Origin of the sequence: Actinopolyspora mortivallis DSM 44261 (assembly GCF_000384035.1) — a bacterium.
Classification (GTDB): Bacteria; Actinomycetota; Actinomycetes; order Mycobacteriales; family Pseudonocardiaceae; genus Actinopolyspora; species Actinopolyspora mortivallis.
Window position 1 is genome coordinate 3,217,480 of sequence record NZ_KB913024.1, and the last position, 19,360, is coordinate 3,236,839.

Annotated in this window: 20 protein-coding genes; 11 read left to right on the forward strand and 9 right to left on the reverse strand. The window is 71.1% G+C overall.

Annotated features, from left to right (window positions below; translation table 11 throughout):
• Window positions 1-47: 47 nt before the first annotated feature.
• Window positions 48-1,340: a sensor histidine kinase gene (locus ACTMO_RS0115145; protein WP_026449276.1), complete on the reverse strand. Its 1,293-nt coding sequence runs from the start codon at window positions 1,338-1,340 to the stop codon at window positions 48-50.
• Window positions 1,340-2,038, reverse strand: a complete 699-nt coding sequence (locus ACTMO_RS0115150) for a response regulator transcription factor (protein WP_019855536.1) — start codon at window positions 2,036-2,038, stop codon at window positions 1,340-1,342. The genes ACTMO_RS0115145 and ACTMO_RS0115150 overlap by 1 nt, the downstream gene beginning before the upstream one ends.
• Before the next feature lie 54 nt (window positions 2,039-2,092).
• Between ACTMO_RS0115150 and ACTMO_RS0115155 the strand changes: the two genes are divergently transcribed.
• Complete coding sequence (locus tag ACTMO_RS0115155; RefSeq protein ID WP_019855537.1) at window positions 2,093-2,554, forward strand: hypothetical protein; 462 nt, start codon at window positions 2,093-2,095, stop codon at window positions 2,552-2,554.
• A 31-nt stretch (window positions 2,555-2,585) separates the two neighbouring features.
• Here the strand turns inward: ACTMO_RS0115155 and ACTMO_RS0115160 are convergent, their stop codons facing one another.
• On the reverse strand, window positions 2,586-3,197 hold the full coding sequence (locus ACTMO_RS0115160; protein WP_245556201.1) for a ScbR family autoregulator-binding transcription factor: 612 nt from the start codon (window positions 3,195-3,197) through the stop codon (window positions 2,586-2,588).
• Window positions 3,198-3,640: 443 nt separating this feature from the next.
• Here ACTMO_RS0115160 and ACTMO_RS0115170 point away from each other — a divergent pair, with 443 nt between their 5' ends.
• The 6 genes from ACTMO_RS0115170 (at window position 3,641) to ACTMO_RS0115195 (ending at window position 7,895) form a co-directional block, all read left to right on the forward strand.
• On the forward strand, window positions 3,641-4,240 hold the full coding sequence (locus tag ACTMO_RS0115170) for a rhodanese-like domain-containing protein (RefSeq protein WP_019855540.1): 600 nt from the start codon (window positions 3,641-3,643) through the stop codon (window positions 4,238-4,240).
• A gap of 141 nt (window positions 4,241-4,381) precedes the next feature.
• Window positions 4,382-4,753: a BlaI/MecI/CopY family transcriptional regulator gene (locus tag ACTMO_RS0115175; protein WP_019855541.1), complete on the forward strand. Its 372-nt coding sequence runs from the start codon at window positions 4,382-4,384 to the stop codon at window positions 4,751-4,753.
• Entirely contained in the window at window positions 4,753-5,700 is a 948-nt protein-coding gene (locus tag ACTMO_RS0115180; RefSeq protein WP_019855542.1) for a M56 family metallopeptidase, read from the forward strand. Before ACTMO_RS0115175 ends, ACTMO_RS0115180 begins: the two co-directional genes overlap by 1 nt.
• Before the next feature lie 82 nt (window positions 5,701-5,782).
• Window positions 5,783-6,505 carry a DsbA family protein gene (locus ACTMO_RS0115185; protein WP_019855543.1) on the forward strand — a complete coding sequence of 241 codons (723 nt, stop codon included), beginning with the start codon at window positions 5,783-5,785 and terminating at the stop codon, window positions 6,503-6,505.
• Window positions 6,502-7,374 carry a cytochrome c biogenesis CcdA family protein gene (locus tag ACTMO_RS0115190; protein WP_019855544.1) on the forward strand — a complete coding sequence of 291 codons (873 nt, stop codon included), beginning with the start codon at window positions 6,502-6,504 and terminating at the stop codon, window positions 7,372-7,374. The genes ACTMO_RS0115185 and ACTMO_RS0115190 overlap by 4 nt, the downstream gene beginning before the upstream one ends.
• Before the next feature lie 191 nt (window positions 7,375-7,565).
• Window positions 7,566-7,895 carry a putative quinol monooxygenase gene (locus ACTMO_RS0115195; RefSeq protein WP_019855545.1) on the forward strand — a complete coding sequence of 110 codons (330 nt, stop codon included), beginning with the start codon at window positions 7,566-7,568 and terminating at the stop codon, window positions 7,893-7,895.
• Between the two features lie 126 nt (window positions 7,896-8,021).
• Here ACTMO_RS0115195 and ACTMO_RS0115200 read toward each other — a convergent pair whose 3' ends face one another.
• The 4 genes from ACTMO_RS0115200 to ACTMO_RS0115215 form a co-directional block, all read right to left on the reverse strand.
• Window positions 8,022-8,864, reverse strand: coding sequence for an ABC transporter permease (locus ACTMO_RS0115200; protein WP_019855546.1), 843 nt, complete (start codon window positions 8,862-8,864; stop codon window positions 8,022-8,024).
• Window positions 8,861-9,832 carry a daunorubicin resistance protein DrrA family ABC transporter ATP-binding protein gene (locus ACTMO_RS0115205; RefSeq protein WP_019855547.1) on the reverse strand — a complete coding sequence of 324 codons (972 nt, stop codon included), beginning with the start codon at window positions 9,830-9,832 and terminating at the stop codon, window positions 8,861-8,863. Before ACTMO_RS0115205 ends, ACTMO_RS0115200 begins: the two co-directional genes overlap by 4 nt.
• Before the next feature lie 11 nt (window positions 9,833-9,843).
• Window positions 9,844-10,479, reverse strand: coding sequence for a TetR/AcrR family transcriptional regulator (locus ACTMO_RS0115210; protein ID WP_033401553.1), 636 nt, complete (start codon window positions 10,477-10,479; stop codon window positions 9,844-9,846).
• 62 nt (window positions 10,480-10,541) lie between these two features.
• Window positions 10,542-11,921 carry a carboxypeptidase regulatory-like domain-containing protein gene (locus ACTMO_RS0115215; protein WP_245556202.1) on the reverse strand — a complete coding sequence of 460 codons (1,380 nt, stop codon included), beginning with the start codon at window positions 11,919-11,921 and terminating at the stop codon, window positions 10,542-10,544.
• Window positions 11,922-12,172: 251 nt separating this feature from the next.
• On the opposite strand from ACTMO_RS0115215, the gene ACTMO_RS0115220 reads away from it, so the two are divergent.
• Window positions 12,173-12,835 carry a TetR/AcrR family transcriptional regulator gene (locus ACTMO_RS0115220; protein WP_019855550.1) on the forward strand — a complete coding sequence of 221 codons (663 nt, stop codon included), beginning with the start codon at window positions 12,173-12,175 and terminating at the stop codon, window positions 12,833-12,835.
• Window positions 12,836-13,092: 257 nt separating this feature from the next.
• Window positions 13,093-14,637, forward strand: a complete 1,545-nt coding sequence (locus ACTMO_RS0115225) for a hypothetical protein (protein ID WP_019855551.1) — start codon at window positions 13,093-13,095, stop codon at window positions 14,635-14,637.
• Window positions 14,638-14,665: 28 nt separating this feature from the next.
• Here ACTMO_RS0115225 and ACTMO_RS0115230 read toward each other — a convergent pair whose 3' ends face one another.
• Entirely contained in the window at window positions 14,666-16,633 is a 1,968-nt protein-coding gene (locus tag ACTMO_RS0115230) for an IucA/IucC family protein (protein WP_019855552.1), read from the reverse strand.
• Window positions 16,630-18,600, reverse strand: coding sequence for an IucA/IucC family protein (locus ACTMO_RS0115235; RefSeq protein ID WP_245556203.1), 1,971 nt, complete (start codon window positions 18,598-18,600; stop codon window positions 16,630-16,632). The genes ACTMO_RS0115230 and ACTMO_RS0115235 overlap by 4 nt, the downstream gene beginning before the upstream one ends.
• Before the next feature lie 157 nt (window positions 18,601-18,757).
• Here ACTMO_RS0115235 and ACTMO_RS0115240 point away from each other — a divergent pair, with 157 nt between their 5' ends.
• Both ACTMO_RS0115240 and ACTMO_RS0115245 read left to right on the forward strand, forming a co-directional pair.
• Entirely contained in the window at window positions 18,758-18,976 is a 219-nt protein-coding gene (locus ACTMO_RS0115240) for a hypothetical protein (protein WP_019855554.1), read from the forward strand.
• A gap of 33 nt (window positions 18,977-19,009) precedes the next feature.
• Window positions 19,010-19,345, forward strand: coding sequence for a DUF8129 domain-containing protein (locus ACTMO_RS0115245; RefSeq protein WP_019855555.1), 336 nt, complete (start codon window positions 19,010-19,012; stop codon window positions 19,343-19,345).
• Window positions 19,346-19,360: the final 15 nt, after the last annotated feature.

Sequence of the window (19,360 nt, forward strand, 5' to 3'; positions counted from 1 at the left end):
TTAAGGATCCCCACCGGGTCGAGCGACGGGCGCGGGTCCCGGCAGGGCTACCGCTCGGGCACCCCGAAGTCCACGGTCACCCGGGCTCCCCCACGTTCGCCGGTTCCCAGGGTCACCGCCCCACCGGACTCGTCGGCGGCCCGTCGCACGATGTCCAGCCCGATCCCGGTGGATCCGCTGCCGCTGGCACCGCGACTCAACGGCTCCCCGGAGGTGACCGACTCCCCGAAACCGGTCCCGTCGTCGGCCACCACCAGCCGCACGAACCCCTCGTGGGGGAACAGCCGCACGTCGAAGCCGACCCCGTCCTCGGTGTGGGCGAAGACGTTGCCCAGCAGCGCGTCGACGCAGTCGGACAGCTCCGAGGCCTCCAGCGTCACCCGCAGCGGGCCGGGCGCGAGGTCCACCCGCATCTCGCGTTCGGTGTCCTCGGCCAGCACCGCCCAGAACTCCACCCGCTCGGAGACCACCGCCACCGCGTCGCAGCCGCTCGGGGCCGACTTCGCGGAGCTGCGTCTGCCCGCCTGTTCGATGATGCGGGTGACCTCACGGTGCAGCGTGTCCACGTGCTCGGTGATGCGTTCGGACTCCTGCCGGTCCCGCAGCGCCTCCGCGTCCAGCCGCAGCGACATCAACGGGGTGCGCAGCCGGTGGGAGAGATCGGCGACGTACTCGCGCTCGGCGGCCAGCAGCTCGCGGATCCGCCCGGCCAGGTGGTTCAGGGCGGTGGCCACGTCCCGCATCTCCCGGGGCGAGTCGACCCGTGCCCTGGCGTCCAACTCGCCGTTGGCCAGCCGGTGGGAGACCTCGGACAGTTCCCGGGTGGGACGGACCAGGGAACGGGCCAGACGGTCGGCGACCAGCACACTGAGCCCCAGCAGCACCACCCCGAGCCCCGCGAGCAGCAGCCAGGCCCGGTGCACCCCGCGCATGAGCTCCCGCTCACCGACCTCACTGCGGATCACCGCCTGACCACCCGAGGCGTCCCCCACCGACACCAGCACGGCCACCCCGCTGTCGGTGTCCACGGTCAGACTGCGCCCCCGGGCCGCCAGCCGCACCGCCGGGGTGCGTTCGGCCTCCGCCCCCAACACCGTGCCGTCCCGGAGGAAGACGGTCAGGGGAAACCGGCCCTGGGCGTTGGCACGCTGCACGCTCAGTTCCAGCGTCGACCGGTCGACCGTCCCCACCACCGAGGTCAACGCCTGGGCCTCGGTGGTGGCGGTGTTCACCGCACGGTCGAAGGCCACCGTGCGCACCAGCACGGCCAACGGGATGAGGAAGGCCACCAACACCAGGGTGGTGGTGGCCACCACCAGCACCGCGATACGCCGCCGCATCACCGGTCCCCGGACTCCTCCGGCGCGGCCAGGCGGATTCCCACCCCGCGCACCGTGTGCAGGTAACGCGCCTGCCGCGCCGTCTCCCCGAGCTTGCGGCGCAGCCAGGAGACGTGCACGTCCACGGTCTTGTCGGCACCGCCGTAGGGCAGCTGCCACACCTCGGTGAGCAGTTCGCGTTTGCTCACCACCTGCCCGGCCCGCGCGGCGAGGTAGTGCAGCATGTCGAACTCCCTCGGGTTGAGCTCCAGTGGCTCGCCGTCCAGACTCGCCGACCGCGTCGCCGGATCCACCCGGAGTCCGCCCACCACGATCGCCTCGGGGGCGGTCTGCTGCTCTCCCCCTCGGCGCAGCACGGCGCGGATCCGGGCGTCCAGGTGTCCCGCGCTGAACGGTTTGACCACGTAGTCGTCGGCCCCCGAGTCCAGCACGGAGACGATCTCGTCCTCGCCGCCGCGCGCGGTGCCCACGATCACCGGGACCCGGCTGGCCGCGCGCAGCATCCGCAGCATCTCCCGCCCGTCCAGGTCCGGCAGGCCGATGTCCAGCACCACGATGTCGGGCTTGTGCGCCACGATCCGGTTCAGTCCGTCCATCGCGGTGACGGCCGAGGTGACCGCGTGCCCGCGCTCGCTCAGTCCTCTGCTCAACGACGTGCGAAGAGCCGAGTCGTCCTCGACAAGCAGCACCTGTGCCACCGTTGCACGGTAACCGGAACCGCTCGTTCGTTCCGGCTTGGCATAGTGGTGCCCATGAGGGTTCCCACCGGAAAGACCCGTACGGCACTGGCGGTGTTGGGGTGGTGCTGTGCCGCGGCTGTCGCCGTGGCGGTGGGGTTGACGGCCGTGTCCGTCCTCGGCCGGGGCATCCTCGACGGGGGAGCACCGATGAGTTCGCCCGAACAGGTGCGTCGCGAACTGGCGCGGGCGGGTCCCACCGTCCCCGGCGACGGCCCCGAACGGACCGATCCCACCGGGGAAGGCTCCAGCGAGGTCGAACGCACTCCCGGTGGCACGGTGACCGTGGGCTGTTCCGCCGAACAGCGGGCCTCGCTGCGTTCCTGGAGCCCGTCGCAGGGCTTCCAGGCCCAGGACGTGGAGGACGGCCCCGCCGAGGAGGCCGAGCTCACCTTCGAGTCCGCGGACACGGAAGTGGAGATCACCGTGGTGTGTGACGGGGACACCCCGCTGGTCTCCACCGAGATCGACCGGTGAGTGACAGGACCCGCGCGGGCTCGGGAAGCACTCAGTCCGACGAGGCGGTGAGAAGGGTGTCCCAGAGGCGTGTGACCACGGCCTCGTCCAGCCACGAGGAGTCCCTCCTGGACAACACCTCCACGCCGACGGTGGCGGAGACGAGCAGGCGGGCCAGGGCCTCGACGTCGACGCTCCTGTTGAGTCCTCCCTGCCAGTGGGCCAGCGACAACAGCCGGTGCACCACCCGCGACCACTCCCGGTTCGGGTCGCTCGGCAGCATCCCGCCGACGCTTCCGTCGTTGGCCAACCGAACGGCCGCACGGGCCACCACGTCGTCCCGAACGAGGCGCACCAGCTGCCGGCAGAGGGTCGCCAGCCGTTCGAGGGCGGGGCTCCGTCCGCGGTAGCACTCCCGCACGAGGGAGTTCATGCGGTCCATGCCCTCCAGACACACCGCTCCGGCCAGTTCCTCCTTCGACCGGAAGTGGAAGTACAGCGCTCCCTTGGAGACCTCGGCCACCTCGGTGATCCAGGCCAGGCTGGCCGTGCTGATCCCGTCCCGTTCGAAGACCTCGGCCGCGGCGCGCAGGATGAGCTCCCGCGTGCGTTCGGCCCGTTTCTGCCGTGTCGACATCACTTCGTCCCCCGACTTGTTCAACATCCCACTCAGATTAAACCAACCGAGCGGTTTTATCTATTTCCACGTCTTTCCCAAAGTGCCAGTCGCCCCACGAACGGAGAACGGTGACCAGCCCTGCTAAGCGACCAGCCGGGAAACGAACCACCTCCCCTGACGGGAATCCGACAGATCTGCGGGGCGATCTCCATCCGAAAAACCGGACAAACACCCGAAAATCATTCAACGCGGAAGCCGACTCCTTCCGCCGCCGACCGGGAACGACCACGGGAGTGTGAGAGCTCTCACCGCACCCGGCCCGAGTACACTGTGTCGGTGGCCGCTCCGGAACATTGCGGCGTCGAGCGACGACGCCGACGGACCACCTGTTCCACTACCGACCGCGGGTGCGGTCCACCGTGGAGTCCGGCAGTCGTTGGAAGCCGAGCCGGAGACCGAGACCGCGAACCCCGACCAGGGAGACCACGATGTCCTTCGAGGACGGATCCGTACTGGACACACCCGAGGCGCGCGCACTGCTCGACGACAATCCCACCGTGCGGGTCGTGGACGTGCGCACACCGGGCGAGTTCACAGCCGTGCGCGTTCCCGGGTCGTACAACGTGCCGCTGCGGCTGCTGCGTGAACACGCCGAGGACCTGCGTGTCGAACACCGCGACCCGGTGCTGCTCGTGTGCTCCTCGGGAGAACGGGCCGAACAGGCGCGCGGGCTCCTGGAGGGCACCGGTCTCGAACGGCTGGCCGTGCTGCGGGGCGGGGTGAACTCCTGGAGAGAACACGGGGCGCCGCTGCGGCGGAGCTCCGGCGGTTGGGAGATGGAGCGGCAGGTCCGGTTGGTGGCCGGGTCACTGGTGCTGGTGGGGGTGCTCGGCAGCCTCGTCCACCGTCCGATGAAGTGGGTGGCCGGTTTCGTCGGGGCCGGACTGACCTTCGCGGCCCTCAGCGACACCTGTCCGATGGCGCGTCTGCTCGCGCTGCTGCCGCACAACCGCACCGGCGAGCGGAGTCCGGGGGTCGGACTCGACGCGCTGACCGCACCACGTCCCCCGGCCGAGCTCCGCGGGTGAGTTCCCCTCCCAGCAGACGCCATCGGAACCCACCGACTCCGGTCACGGCTCGGACCCTCCCACCGCTCCGCCGAAGGGGTTCTCCGACGAACGGGGGACACCGCGCGAACAGCCGAGGCGACGCTCCGTAGAATCACCGGCGTGCTCGGTTTGGGTGAGCTGGAACTGAAGGTCATGAACGTACTCTGGGCGGCCGAGAAACCGTTGCGGGTGCGCGACGTGCTGGAACGTCTCCCCGGCCAGCGCAAACTGGCCTACACCACGGTGATGACCGTGCTCGACCACCTGCACACCAAGGGCTGGGCGAACCGGGCCAAGGACGGTCGAGCCTACCGGTACACCCCGGCCCGCACCAGGGAGGAGGCCGGTGCCGGACTGATCCGCGAGGTGCTGGAGTCCTCCGGCGACGCGGACTCGGTGCTGCTGCACTTCGCCCGCTCCGCCTCCGGACACGAGTCGCGGCTGCTGCGCCGCGCCCTGGACCGGTGGGAACCTCCCGAGAACGGTTCGTGATGACCCTGGCACTGGGTTTGCTGGCCGCCGCGCTGCTCGTGGCGGTCACGGGGCCGCACTACCTGGACAAGACCCTGTCCCCGCGCATCCCGCCGGGACTGGCGCTCACGGCGTGGACGGTGTCCACACTGTTCGTCGTCGCGGCCGCCTGCGGCGGGGCGGTGCTGCTCGGGATTCCGCACAACGAGTCGGTGGACGGCCTGGTGGGGATGGCCAACACCTGCATCAACACCGGCCGCTACCTGGAGCAGACCATCGTCCGCGTGACGGGGATCGGCGTGGTGGCCTGTGCGGGCCTGCGCGTGCTGGTGGTGGCGGTGCGCCGGAGCCGACAGCACACGGCACGCCGGGACGAACACCTGTCGCTGCTGCGTTTCCTCGGGATCAGGGAGGCAACCGACCCCCGCGTGTTCTGGCTGCCGGAAAACACCCCGGTCGCCTACAGCATGGGGGGACGGCGCGGAACCGTGGTGGCCACGACCGGCGTCACCGGGCTTGACCCGCCGGCGCGGGAGGCCATCCTGGCCCACGAGCGTGCCCACCTGCGCGGACGCCACCACGAACTCGTGGCGCTGGCCGAGGTGTTGGCGTGGGCGTTGCCGTTCGTGCCGCTGTTCCGGGCCGCTCCCACCGCCGTCCGGGTCTCGGTCGAGTTGGCCGCCGACACGGCCGCGGTACGCGTCTGCGGAAAGGAAGGGCTGCGCAGGGCGCTGTGCGCGGTGGAGTCCCACACCACGCCGCGGGAGTCGCTGGCGATGTCCAGGGAGGCCGTGGAACTACGGCTGCGCTGGCTGGATCCGGCCCGTCAGCCGCCCGGAAACACCCTGCGACGGCGTGCCGAGTACCTGGTGGCCTCGTTCGCCTCGCTGCTGCCCGGTCTCACGGGTGTGGTGCTCTTCTCCGGGTGTGCGCTGGTCGGCTGCCTGGCCCTGCGGACGTTCGGCTGAACGCACCGGGTCGGTCCACCGTGCCCGCCAAGAACTACTATCCTTCCTAGTAGGAAGGTGGCGACGGGAACGGAAGTCACGCATGGGCACTGTGGACACACGCACCCGTATCCGACGCACGAACGCCGCGATCGCGATACTCGTGGTGGTCGTGGCCGTGCTGGTGGTTTCCGTGCTCGCCAGACACCACGGTTCCGGATCCACCGGCGCCCCGGACAGCGCGGCACGGCAACGATCCGGCTCGGTGGACTCACCGGCCCGCAGGAACCCCGGTGACCCGCTGGCCCTCGGCTCACCGGAGGCCCCCGTGGTCCTGGTGGCCTACGAGGACTTCCGCTGCCCGTTCTGCGCGGAGTTCGCCACCGACGCCCTGCCGAAACTGGTGGACCGCTACGTGGAACCGGGAGTGCTGCGGGTCGAGTGGCGGGACTACCCCATATTCGGTGAACAGTCGATCCGCGCGGCCAAGGCCGGTCGTGCCGCGGCGCGGCAGCACCGTTTCTGGGAGTTCGAGCGAACCGTCTACTCCCACGCCCCGGAGCACGGGCACCCCGACCTGCCGCCGGAGAAGCTGGTCCGCTACGCCGAACAGGCCGGCGTGGCCGACATCGAGCGGTTCCGCGCGGACATGCGCTCCCCCGAGGTGGCCACGGCCCTGCGGGCGGACCGTTCCGAGGGAGTCCGGGTGGGGGTGTCGAGCACCCCGACCTTCCTGGTCAACGGCAGGCCGATCATGGGGGCCCAGCCGTTCGAGGTGTTCGCCTCGGCCGTCGAGCAGGCCGCCGAACAGGCGGGGCCACGGTGAGCCAGGTCGGTCTGCTCGGCGCGTTCCTGGGGGGACTGCTCACTCTGGTCAGTCCCTGTTCGGCGTTGCTGCTGCCCTCCTTCTTCGCCTACGCCTTCGGTTCCCCGACGAGGCTGCTCGCCCACACCGCCGTCTTCTACGTGGGACTGTGCACCACCCTGGTCCCGCTGGGGGTCACCTCCGGGCTGCTCGGAGCCCTGTTCACCGGCTACCGCCGGGAACTGACCCTGGCCGGGGGACTGCTGCTGATCGGTCTCGGCCTCGTCCAGCTCACCGGCGGGGGCACCGGGATCGGGGCGGCCCAACGTATCGCCGGAGGAGTCCGGATCTCCTCGGCGGCCTCGGTGCTCGCGCTGGGCAGCGTCTACGGTCTCGCCGGGTTCTGCGCGGGTCCGCTGCTCGGGGGCGTGCTGACCGTGGCCGCCACCGGCGCCAGCCCCGGCTACGGAGCCGTGTTGCTGGCCGTGTTCGCCCTGGGAATGGCCTGCCCGCTGTTCGTGCTGGCAGCGCTGTGGGAGCGACTCGGGCGACGACGATGGCTGCGCGGTAGGGAGGTGAGCGTGGCCGGTTTCCGGGTGCACACCACCAACCTCGTCTCCGGCCTGCTGTTCGTGGGCATGGGAGTGCTCTTCCTGACCACGGAGGCCACGGCCGGCCTCGGCGGGCTCGTGGACACCGAGACCCAGTACGAGCTCGGCTCCGGGATACGTGAGTTGTCGACGCGGCTGCCGAACTCCCACGTGCTGATCGCGGTGGCGGTGGGCGCGCTGCTCGCGATGCTGTGGCGACGTCGCCGGCTGCTGCGGGAGGAGGAACTCCGCAAGGGACGCTCCTGTTCCCACGGCGGCCGCCAGCGGAACCACCGGTGACGACCCGCCGAAAAGGACCTTCCGGACGAAGTGACTCCTCCGGTGGCCGCGACCGTGTCGAGCGGGAAACCCCTGTTAAGCTGCGCGTCCGGAATCCGTTCTTCCCGTTCGACGGCCCGTCGACGACCGCTGGCCACGACACGGCGGGCTCGCACCGGGAATCCCACTCGAAACGCTACAGGGGAGCAGCGATGATTTTCATCACCGCCAAGTTCCGCGTGCTCTCCGAGCACGCGGACCGGTGGCCCGAGATCGCGCGCGAGTTCACCGAGGCGACCCGCGCGGAAGAGGGCTGCCTGTGGTTCGACTGGTCGCGCAGTGTCGAGAACCCCGAGGAGTACGTGCTGGTCGAGGCCTTCCGCGACGAGGACGCCGGGGCCGCGCACGTGCAGTCCGAGCACTTCAAGCAGGCCCAGCGCACCCTGCCTCCGTACCTGGCCGAGACCCCCCGGGTCATCAACACCCAGGTCCCGCAGGACGACTGGTCGCTGCTCGGCGAGATGGCCGTGGAGCGGGGCTGATCCGCACGGGGTGTTCCCACGCGGAGCACGGCGCCGGGTCCGGTCGGACCCGGCGCTCGCTCGTCTCCGCGCCCCTCGTGGCGGGCGAGGTCACGCCCCGGAGACCGCGCGGGTTCCGGGCACGGCTCACAGGGGACGCCGGAAGCCCCGCACCGCGAAGGCGGCGCCGATCGCGAGCAGCATCACGCTGGTGCCCACGGCGGACCAGACTCCGGCCCCCACGGGAAGAGCCAGGCAGAGATCCCGGGAGGCGTCCACGGCGTAGGTGAGCGGGTTGACGCGGGCCACCACCCGCAACCAGCCGGGCAGCGCGTCCAGGGGGACGAACGCGCTGGAGGCGAACATCAGCGGGAACATCGCCACGAAGCCGATGCTCTGCATGACCTCCTCCTTGCGCACCCAGGAGGCGATCGCCAGAAACACCCAGGCCAACGACCAGCTGACCAGCAACGCAAGCAGCCACGCGCTCACCGTCCCCGCCAGGCCGCCCTCGGGGGAGAACCCGAACAGCGCCGTCGCCGCCAGCAGCAGGATCACGAGCTGCAGGGCGGTGCGGAACAGATCGGCCAGGCTGCGCGCGATCAGCACCGAGCCCATCCGGATCGGCAACGCGCGGAAGCGTCCGATCACTCCGTTCTTCATGTCCGTGACCAGCCCCACCCCGGACTGCAGCGCCGCCCCGATTCCCGTGGTCACCAGGATCGCGGGCATCAGGTAGTTGATGTAGCTGTCCGTCTGGGCGGCGATACTGCCCATCAGGGCCTTGCCGAAGACCTGGCTGAACAGCGTCAGCATGATCAGCGGATGTAACAGGCTGAACACGACGATCTGCGGGTCCTTGAGCATGGCCCGCAGGGATCTGCCGGTGAGCACGACTATCTGGGTGGGGAAGTTGGCACCGTGCCAGTTGCCGCGCTCCGGTTCCGTGCTCTCCGGGGTGGTCGGCGGCGCGTGCACTGTGGTGGTCATGTGTTCTTCCGCTCCTCGCTTCGGACCGCGGATCCGGTCGAGTGTCCGGTCAGGGTGAGGTAGACGTCGTCCAGGGTGGGTTCGCCGAGACCGAGCCCGTCGACCTCGACACCGGCCTCGTCCAGGGCCCGCACGACCACGGCGAGCTCGCGCGAGGAGTCCACGGGGGCGCTGACCACGTGCCGCTCCTGGTCGTGCACGGGGTTGAGCCCGTGGGCGGTCAGGGCGCTCAGGGCCCGTTCCGCGTCGGCGGGGTCGGCGAGGGTGGCGCTGGCCGTGCGCTGGCCCACCTCGGCCTTGAGTTCCTCGGCCGTGCCGGAGGCGATGACTTTTCCGCTGGACAGCACGGTGATGGAGTCGGCCAGCCGGTCGGCCTCGTCGAGGTACTGGGTGGTCAGCAACACGGTGGTGCCGTCGTCGACCAGGGTCTCCACGATCTGCCACAACCCCATGCGGCTGGAGGGGTCCAGGCCGGTGGTGGGCTCGTCGAGGAAGATCACGTCGGGGCGGCCGACGAGGCTCGCGGCCAGGTCCAGTCGGCGCCGCATCCCTCCCGAGTAGGACCGCGCGGGCCGTTTCGCCGCCTCGGTGAGTTCGAACAGCTGCAACAGCTCCTCGGCGCGCCGGGTGGCCGCGCGTTTGCCCGCTCCGAGCAGCCTGGCTATGAGCACCAGGTTGTCCAGCCCGCTCAGCTGTTCGTCCACGGCGGCGAACTGGCCGGTCAGTCCTATGCGGGAGCAGACGCTCCTGCTCTCGCGCACCACGTCGTAGCCGGCCACCCGCGCGGTCCCGCTGGTGGGCGGTGACAGGGTGCTCAGAATGTTGACCAGTGTGGTCTTGCCCGCGCCGTTGTGCCCCAGCAACCCCAGCACCGATCCCCGTGGCACCGCGAGACTCACGTCGTCCAGTGCCCTGAACCTGCCGAACTCCTTGCTGACGTGGTCGACCTCGATCGGTGGTCTTGTCATGGCGTCCTTCTTCAGCGGTGTCGTTCTGGACCTCGTTCGGCCAGTGCCCCACGGAGCAGCACGTCGACGCGCAGCGCGAGCGCCGTGTGCTCGTCCTCCTGGGCCGTCGGGTCGAACCGCATGCTCATCAGCAGCCCGAACAGCATCCGGACCAGCGTCTCCGGGGGAACCCGGAAGCGCTGTCGGTCCGGTTCCGTCAACGTCACACAGGCCGCCAGCAGCTGGCGAACGAATTCCGGTTCGCAGTCGGCGTGGTCGTGGCCGACCCCGTCGTGCCGGTGCACGTCGTAGCCCGAGGCGGAAAGGCTGTGCACGAGTCTGCCCAGGCGACGGAAGTAGTCCAGGAGGACGGATGCGGCCCGTTCGAGCCGTTCCTCCACGTCGTACTCGGCCGGGATCCCTCTGATGCGAGCACACGCCTCGTCGGTGCGAAACGCCTCGGACACGCAGGCGCGCAGCAGTTCCTCCTTGTCGGTGAAGACGCGGAAGACGGTGCCCTCGGCCACTCCGGAGGCCTGTGCCACGGCCCGGGTGGTGAGGTTGGCCCCGTGTTCGACCAGCAGCGGAAGAGCGGCCCGCACGATCTCGTCGCGCCGCTGTTCCACGCTCATCGCCGGCGCCCTGCGCCGAGGATGTTCCGCGTTCACGTCCTCACCGTACTGAGTGAGTACTCACTCATCAACGTGAGGGACACCACGAAGCCGGGAGGTCACTCCCCGACGGCGAGCACCCCACCCGCCCGGCTCGGGCGCACGCTACGGCTGCCCTCCTCCGTGTCGAGCAGGAAGTCGCAGCGCTCCACCCGTCCGGAGCGGGCCGCCAGCCTGTCCACGGCCGGTTGCATCCCGGAGGCCGAAGCCACCACGGTGACCGGCTCCTCCGGCAACTCCCGCACCTTGTAGCCACCGTCGGGAGAGGTCAGTATCCGCGCCACCTGCACCCCTCTGGTGTCCGTCACGGTCACGCTCGCCCCCGGCACGGCGGCGCCGGATCCGTCCGTGACGGAACCGGCCAGGGTTCGGTGGTGGACCGGCTCCGGAGCCTCGAAGGCGGGGTCCACGGTGACGTCGCCGTCGTCCTCGTGTTCGTAGCCGCCGCCGTGGTCGGTGACGGCGACCGGTTCCCCGGAGGAGGCGGCCCGTGCCCTCCTGCGCACCAGGAACTGGTTGAGCAGCACGAGCGCGACCCCCACGGCCACCCACGCGCACAGACCGAGCACCATGCTGGGCGCCCCCGTACCGTCGAAGTAGAGGATGCCGCGCATCGCGTGCACCGCCTGGCCCAGCGGCATGATCGGGTGCAGGGCCTGGAAGAAGCCCGGCACCAGCTCCTTCGGGATGGCACCACCGCTGGAGGGCAGGCTCAGCAGCACGAACAGCCCCATCGCCACACCGGGGATGAACTGCTTGACGAAGGGAACCAGTCCGAAGCTGGTCCAGGCGATCGCCTGGGTGAGCAGGAAACCGACCAGCAGCAGGGTGGGATCGTTGTAGATCACGTCCAGGGACAGGGCCGTCCCGTAGACGATCACCGTTCCCAGTGCCCCCACGCCGACCAGCGCCCCGAGCTTCTGACGCGTGGTCAGTTCGGCACGCAGCAGCATCATCACCGAGATGTACGGCGGGATGTTGAGCGCCATCAGGCAGTAGAACAGCCCCGTGCCCATGACGTCGCCCGGGGCCGTGGGCCCCAGGTCCGTGGTGCTCAACCGTTGCCCGGCCTGCTGGGCGATCGGGGCGAAGACCTGCCGCAGCATCTGCAGCGAGGCCTTGCCGTTGGCCGAGGCGTAGAACAGCTCCCCGTGGGCGGGGTCGTAGGCGGCGGTGGCCTGCCGGTCGGCGATCGCCCGCTCGGCCGCCTCCTCGTCCGGCACGGCGGTCACCTCGAAGCCTCCCGGAAGGGACCTCTCCAGCGAGGTGTCCAGGCGTTCGGCCGCCTGCTGCCCCACCACGGCCAGCGACATGTCACGCGGCTGCGGGGCGTGGAACGGCAGCAGGTAGCACACCATGAACCCGACGACGAAGAACACGGGAAACCACAGCGACGACACCAGCGTGCGTGCCAGCTGCTTCTGCTGTTGCTGGAGCACCGACACTCCTCACCACGAATCCGGACACGGGATCACGATCGGAAACGGACAACCGGTCGCCTCCCCGAGGGCGGCCGGCGGCGCCACGGCGCGCCGCACAATACTTTGCAAGGCTAACAGTTTTGTGCAGTCACTGCAAAAAGACAGTGGTGTCAGTGCGGCTGGTGCCCGCTTTGCCCTGCGTGAACGGCCACGACTACGATGAGTCCCGGATCAACCCAGTGCCCAGCAGGCCTCCAGGAGAAGCCCCGATGGCCGGATCCGCGCACCCAGCGTCGACGGCGACCGAACGCCCCGCGGACACCGGCGTGGGAGTGAGCTCCGGCGGGCTCCGCGAACGCAAGAAACGCGCCACCCGGCAGGCGCTGCAACGCTCCGCCGTCACCCTGTTCCGGGAACACGGGCCGAACGCGGTCACCGTCGAGGACATCTGCGCCCACGCCGAGGTCTCCCCCAGGACCTTCTTCAACTACTTCACCTCCAAGGAGGAGGTCCTCGTCCCCTGGGCACCGGAGACGATCACGAACACCTCGGGGCGGGTGGTGTCCCGCCCGACCGAGGAGGACCCCCTCAGCAGTGCCCAGGCCGTGCTCGGCGAGGCCCTGGACACCGCCATGAGCGGGGAGGTGTGGCGTGACCAGGCCCTGGTGCTGCGGGACCACCCGGAACTGTTCGAACGCGTGGTCACCTCGTTCCGGGCACTGGAGTCCTCCCTGGTGGAGGGACTGGCCCGGAAAACGGACACCTCCACCGAGGACCCCTACGTGCGACTGGTCGGGGCGAGCGCGATCACCGCGCTCCGCGTGGCGGTGCGGACCTGGCAGGAATCCGAACCGGACGAACGCCTGCGCGACTGCCTGGACGAGGCCTTCGAACGACTGCGCCACGGGCTGCGCCCGCCCCACCGGCGCTGAGCACCGCTGTCTCCTCCACCCCGCGACGCCCCTCCCCGAACGGACACGTTCCCCACGCGGACGAACAGCACCCTCCACTCCGGAGCCACCGGGCCTTCCCCCGAAGATTCCGACGATCGAGCGAAATCACGCCACACCGGCTATGGTCCTTGACACATCAGGGCGACACTGTCCAGCACCCACGACGCCGGAACACCTCCCCCACCGTCCTCGGACCCGAGCGGCTGACTCCGTTTCCCCGGGAGAGAGGAGCAGCGGTGGCGATCGCCGAAGCGACCCAGGACGAGACCGAACCGCCCACGGACAGACCGTCACCAGCCGCGCACCCGCCCCGAGGCCGAGCGGCGCTGTTCACCGCCGGCGGTGTCGGGCTGTTGGCGGCGGTGCTGTTCGTCCTGATCCGTGGCGGGTTGACCGACGACGCCTACATCACCCTCGACTACGCGCGCAACGTGGCCTTCCACGGGCACTGGGGAGTGATCGAGCAGGAGTTCGCCAACACCGCCACCTCCCCGCTGAACGTGCTGGTGCTGGCCGCCGTCACGGCCGTGCTACGCCAGCCGGTAGTGGCCCTCGGCGTGGTGTTCGTGCTCGCCAACGCCGTCCTGGCCCACTCCCTGCACCGCAGCGCCGAACACAGTGGGCTACCCGCGCCCACGGGAGCGGCGGCGAGCCTGTTCGTCCTGCTCAACCCGTTCCTGCTCTCCTCGGCCGGTCTGGAGATGTCGCTGGCCTCGGCCCTGCTGGGACTGCTCCTGCTGGGGGCCGTGCGCCCGCACCGGGTGCTCTTCGGCGTGGCCGCCGGGCTGCTCGCCCTCACCAGGCTCGACCTGGGGGTGTTCGTGCTCGTGCTGCTGCTGGGCAGACCGACACTGTGGCGGGCGTGGTGGCGCTGGCTGGTGCCCGCCTGCGCGGTCGCGCTGCCGTGGTTCACCCTCAGCTGGTGGTCCTTCGGCTCGGCCGTTGCCGACACGCTGGTGATCAAACAGCAGCAGGAGCACTGGGGACAGTGGACCTTCGGCAACGGGTTGCGGCTCTACCACGACGCCTACCCCGCCGCCACGGCCGCCGCGCTCACCGCCGCCGTCATCGCCCTCCTCGCCCTGCCGGTGTGGCTGGTCTCCCGCCTGCTGCGCCGCCGCACCGCACGGTTGCTCCACTGCTGGGCGTTGTTCGGACTGGCGGGAGCCGCGTACTTCGGCGTGTACACCACGCTCGGCGTGCCCCCTTACCACTGGTACTACGTACCGGCCATGATCGGACTGTCCGTGTTCGCCGCCGCCGCGCTGGCGGCAGTGAGTTCGATGTGGCGGGGACAGGGCGGGACCGTGCCGCTGCTGGCCACCACGGCCGCCGTGGCCCTCGGAGCGGGGGTCGTCGTCAACCAGGTCCGGGTGGTGCTGGAGACCGGGGTGCCGTGGCGCCATGCCACGATCACCACGAACTGGGCGACGCCCTCCGACTACGCGCGGATCGGCCAGCTGGTCGGTGAGACCGTCGGTGAGGGCACGGTACGCAGCCCCGGCGAGATCGGAACCCTGGCCTACTTCTGCGAGTGCGCCGTCGTGGACGGGCTGTCCGACCGCGGCTATCTCGCCCCGCGGAAGCGGGAGCGCATCGAGGAGGCCGGACCGGTGACCGCCGCGCTGCTGCGGTTCAACTACCGGCACTTCACCCCCACCGAGCCCAGGGAGGTGGACTACGTGCTGCGCCGGGTGCCGGGCCCCGCACCGGACCCGGTGTGGACCATCGACTCCCCCTGGAGCGAGCCCTCCCACCTGGTGCTGGAACGCGCGCGATGACCGAAGCGGCGGGGCGTCCCGAGTCCACTCACGCGCCGAGGTGGTGCAGCGGATTGGGACGTGGACGGTAGACGTCCCCACCGGTGGCGTACAGCCGCATGGTGACCAGGGCCTTCTGTGGCAGGCTCGGCCCGAGCAACGCCGCGAGATCGGAGCGGGCGGACTCCTCGCAGCCGGCGGAGAAACGCTCGACCGTGTCCACGGCGGCGGCGCGCACGATCCGCCACGCCCGCCCGCCAGCCAGGGCGTGGGACTCCCCCAGCAGCCGGACCACCTCGGCCAGGTTGGCCCACACCACGGAGTGAAAGAGCTTCTCGTGCAGCTGGCGCACGCCCTCGGCCACCGTCACCCGCGCACGCCGGGCGAACCCTTCCCGCATCGCCAGGGACATCCGTCCCCGGTACACCCGCATCCCGGCGAAGTCCCGCAGCAACAGCCGGGCGGGACGAGCGTCGCGCAGCACCAGCAGCGTGTTCTGCATGTGCGCCTCCAACGCCACCCCGTGTCGGGAGAGCAGGGGCAGGGTGGCCGCGAACAGCAGCTCGCCGTAGTCGCGCAGGAAACGTCGCGCGGCTTCCGCGCCGCTCACACGGTCACACCTGGCCAGGTGGTCCACGAGATCCGCCGCCAGCACCCGGTCGGAGACCGGTGAGCACGCCCGCAGCGCGGAGACCGGAACGAGCCGCTCCCCCTCCCCGAGCCGGTCGGCCGGGTCCTCCCGCACCAGCGCGGAGAGCCCTCGCCCTCGGGGCGAACCCTCCTCCGCACCGCTCGCGGCGAAGGCCACCCCGGCCAGGTCGGCCACCGTGTCCACCCGACCCGCCGCCACCGGCTCCCGGGCCAACAGCTTCCGCAGCAGCACGCTCGTGGCGGGTCCGTCGCGTGTGGTGCCCGCCGACATGGTGCGGCGGGTGGAGGTGAGCAGCACGTCCAGCGAGGTCTTGACCGTCAACCGCCGCCCGTGTCGTCCCGGGAAGACCGTCACCAGGGTGCGCAGGGACAGCGTGGGCCGACAGGACAGCCGGGGGCGCTCCAGCGGGACGAGTCCGCCGCTTTCCACCTCCTCGCGGTACTGCCGGGACACCGCCACCCGCAGCTGCCACGGGTGCACCGGCACGAGCGCGTAGGCACGCGGGTCCCCGTCCCGTTCCCGCAGTTCCCGCACGGCCCGCCCGTGCACCCGGGGGAAGTGCTCTCCCACCAGTTCCCCCACCGAACGCCCCCGGTGATCGGCGGTGGAGGCCAGCAGCTCCCTGCGCACGGCCACGAATCCGAGGTCGACCCGTCGGCCGCCCTCCGGGGCGTAGTTCAGGCAGTCCCCCGGCTCGAAACCCAGCCGTACCTTGCCGCACGGGTGCAGACCGTGCCCCTCGGCGGTGAGCGCGTCGAGTTCCACCGCCGTGTTCTCCGTCGGCCCGAACACGGACAACGGATCGAGCCCGTCCCAGGCCCGCGGCGGAAACCGTTGCCGCCCCCGTTCGACGAGCACTCTGGACAGCGCGAGGTTGCAGGCCGAGTCGACCAGTTCCACGCTCACCGCGTCCCACCGGGCGGTGGTGTCGCTGTCCCGCAGCAGTCGGACCAGCTCTTCGGGCCGCCGCACCGGAAGAACCCCGTCCTCGGTGACCAGCACCGGCCCGGACATCCGCCCCGTGCCGGTTCCCCCCTGCCACAGTGCGCCGAGGGAACCGCCGCTCAGGCGCACGAGCTCCACCGTCCCCACGTGGTCCCCGAAGTACGCCGCCAGCTCCTCGGGTGCCTCCGCGTCGAACCGGTGGGGAGGCCACCGGAGACAGCGGCGGCGCCCGCGAACCACGGGAGTCCGCTCCCCGAGCAGCGCCTCCAGGAACGCGCGGCAGGTGTCCGCCCGCGCGTGGGGCAGGGCCGACCACCACCGGCGGGCCAGCTCCGGATCGTGCTCCTCCAGCCGTCGCCCCACGGCGGCCTCGTGCTCGTTCGGCGCGGCGTGGTCGCCGTCCCCGGAGGCCCCGGTCACGGGTCGACCAACGGGTTGGGGCCGGGCACGTAGCGCTGCTCGGTCACCAGCCCGGACAGCCGCATGGCCAGCATGGTCTTCAGCGGCCAGGGCTCGTGGAACAGGGCGTTCCTCTCGACGGCCACCTCGGCGGCCTCGTCCGGGCAGCGGGCGGTGGCGGCCAGGCGGGCGAATCCCCTCGCTGCTCGTTCGGAGACCACCCGCCACAACACCCGCTGGGGGCAGTCGGCCGCCCGGGCCAGCGCGGCCACCAGCTCCCCGAGTTGGTTGACGAACAACGGGAAGAACAGCTTCCGACGCAGTGTCACCGGGTCTGGGCAGTGCAGCGCCGACCCCTCCAGCAGCCGCGGTTCCCGTCCGGCCCGGGCCAGCCGCTCGTGCAGCACCCGCGCCCCGCCCAGATCGCGCACCAGGCACCGGTGCGGCATCCCGTCGCGCAGCACCAGCACGGTGTTCTGCGGGTGCGGTTCCACGGCGATCCCGTAGCGCACCAGCAGCACCAGCGGCGGAACCATACCCACCCGCAGGTACCGGTCCAGCCACCGGCACGCCGCCCGCTGCCGTGTCCGTCCGGCGCGGACCTCGGTCAGCACGTCGTGGACCAGCCGGTTGCCGGTCAGCGGGGAGCGGGAGAGCAACGTGGCCACCGGAAGCGCCACCTCGTCGGCTTCCTGCTCCGGTTCCGCACGCAGGATCGCGCCGAGGGACCGTTGTCGTGCCCGCCCGGATCCGGCGGACTGTCCGGATCCTGGCTCGCTCCGGGGGACGTGGCGGATGCCGAGGAGCTCGCGGCACACCTCGAAACCCGGCCTGCCCCGCTCGTCCGGGACGGCGAGCTCGGGGTCCTCGGAAACCAGCTCCCCCAGCAGCGCCGACAGTCTCGGCCCGTTGTGCACCGCCTCCTCGGAGACCCCGCGCACCGCCCCGGTCAGCCGCACCTCCACGGCGGTTTTGACGTGCATCCCCGCACTCCCGCCCGGTTCACGCGCGTCGAGGGTGCGCAGCGACATCAGCGGTCGGGCAGCGACGGTGGTTCCGAGCACCCGCAGGGTGCCGTCCCGGATCGCGTCCCCGTGCAGCCGGGGCAGGACGTGACGGAGCTGGTACGGGTGCACGGGGATCAGCGCGTAGTCGGCGGGAACGGCTCCGGCCCCCTCCAGTTCCTCGGCGGCCTCCCGCACCGCCCGGGGGAAGACACGCCGCAACTCCCGCCACCCCGCCGCCCGGGGGCTCTCCCCACCCACGGAGTCCACGCCGGAGACGGTGTGGGCGGCCACCGCGACCAGGCGCAGCCCGATCCCCACTCCGAACTCGGGGGCGTAGTGCCGCGCCTGTTCCGGGGACATGCCGGTCCTGGTCCTGGCCACCGGTTGCCAGGGATGGCCGTCGAGCGCCCACTGTTCGAGCACCGTCGACAGCGGGAACTCCGCGCACTCGGTCCGCCGCAACGCGTCGAGCAGCGCGGAGAAGGGCGGGAAGCGCTCCGGCCGGGCCGCACGGGACACCCGGTCCGCACGGCGCAGTCCCGCCCGCACGGACCGGGCCAGCCCGGAAGCACTGTCCGCGAGGTCGCAGCGCAGTTCCCGCCACCTGGTGGGATCGAGCGGCACCAGGCCGGTCGACCACAGCACGTCGAGCATCCGCACCGGGTCCCGGACGTACTCCTCGGTCCCGCCCCGGGAAGGGGCGAGCAGCACCGGAGCGGTGAGCTCCTCCCGGCCCGTGGCCGTGACCGGGCGGGTGCCGAACCGCACCCCCCGCCGGCGGGCCTCGGAGGGATCGAGCATGCCCTCCCGCACCAGCGCGGCGAGCAGCGTCGACAGCACCACCCACCGGGCCCACGGGCGGGGATCCGTTCCACGCCCCCGAGCGGCCCGGACGGGTCCGAGCGGCGGCCGCGGCACGGACGGAACCCGTGCGGAACTCTCCACGTCCCCGTTGCCCACCACCTCATGTTGATCTCTCACGGGCTCCGCCGACAACGCCCCGTCCCGGCAGTCACCCGCTTTGCGTAGTGGGCCGGAACCGATGATTGACCGCGGCGGAATCCGGGTACGCCCCGGACACCCGGGATCGCCGCGGCACGGGCCCGGGGCGGCACGAGGGTCGGCTGGAGGTTTCGCGATGGTCAACACCGCTCATTTCAGGCTGGGTGACACGGCGGCCAACCCCTCGGTGATCGTGCGGGACGACCGCGGAGCCGAGGTGGTCGAGCTGGAGCTGCCCGCCACGATCGGCGAACCGGTGGAGGCGGACGAGGAGCTGCGCGCGGCGGGATGGAACCGCAGCGCCGACTGGACGACCACCGACGACGGCTGGGTGGCCCCGGTGGTGTCCACGTGACACCCGGAAAACCCCGGACCGTAAGGAGCCACGGTGACCGAACAACTTCCCATTCCCGACTACGACGAGCTTCCGCTGTCCGCGCTGCAGCACCGGATCCGCTCGTTGGACGAGGACGAACTGAACACGGTGATCGAGCACGAGCGCGCACACGCGAACCGCACACCGGTGCTCGAACAGCTCACCGGCAGGCTGGAGGAACTCCGGCAGGGGGCGAGCCCCACCTCGGGTGGTGAGGAGGAGCCGGTGGACACGCCTTCGCACAGCCGCTCCGGATCCGAGGTCACCCCGGAACCGCCGCGCGGCAAGGGACGGCCCACCATGCACGGCACGTCGAGCAGGTCCGGATACGGCATCGAACACCGGTGACGACCCCGGTCGCCG

Bases quoted from the DNA above. Each gene is read 5' to 3' on its own strand.
- ACTMO_RS0115145 (WP_026449276.1), bottom strand. From the start codon at position 1,340: ATGCGGCGGCGTATCGCGGTGCTGGTGGTGGCCACCACCACCCTGGTG.
- ACTMO_RS0115155 (WP_019855537.1), top strand. From the start codon at position 2,093: ATGAGGGTTCCCACCGGAAAGACCCGTACGGCACTGGCGGTGTTGGGG.
- ACTMO_RS0115160 (WP_245556201.1), bottom strand. From the start codon at position 3,197: ATGTTGAACAAGTCGGGGGACGAAGTGATGTCGACACGGCAGAAACGG.
- ACTMO_RS0115170 (WP_019855540.1), top strand. From the start codon at position 3,641: ATGTCCTTCGAGGACGGATCCGTACTGGACACACCCGAGGCGCGCGCA.
- ACTMO_RS0115180 (WP_019855542.1), top strand. From the start codon at position 4,753: ATGACCCTGGCACTGGGTTTGCTGGCCGCCGCGCTGCTCGTGGCGGTC.
- ACTMO_RS0115185 (WP_019855543.1), top strand. From the start codon at position 5,783: ATGGGCACTGTGGACACACGCACCCGTATCCGACGCACGAACGCCGCG.
- ACTMO_RS0115195 (WP_019855545.1), top strand. From the start codon at position 7,566: ATGATTTTCATCACCGCCAAGTTCCGCGTGCTCTCCGAGCACGCGGAC.
- ACTMO_RS0115200 (WP_019855546.1), bottom strand. From the start codon at position 8,864: ATGACCACCACAGTGCACGCGCCGCCGACCACCCCGGAGAGCACGGAA.
- ACTMO_RS0115205 (WP_019855547.1), bottom strand. From the start codon at position 9,832: ATGACAAGACCACCGATCGAGGTCGACCACGTCAGCAAGGAGTTCGGC.
- ACTMO_RS0115220 (WP_019855550.1), top strand. From the start codon at position 12,173: ATGGCCGGATCCGCGCACCCAGCGTCGACGGCGACCGAACGCCCCGCG.
- ACTMO_RS0115240 (WP_019855554.1), top strand. From the start codon at position 18,758: ATGGTCAACACCGCTCATTTCAGGCTGGGTGACACGGCGGCCAACCCC.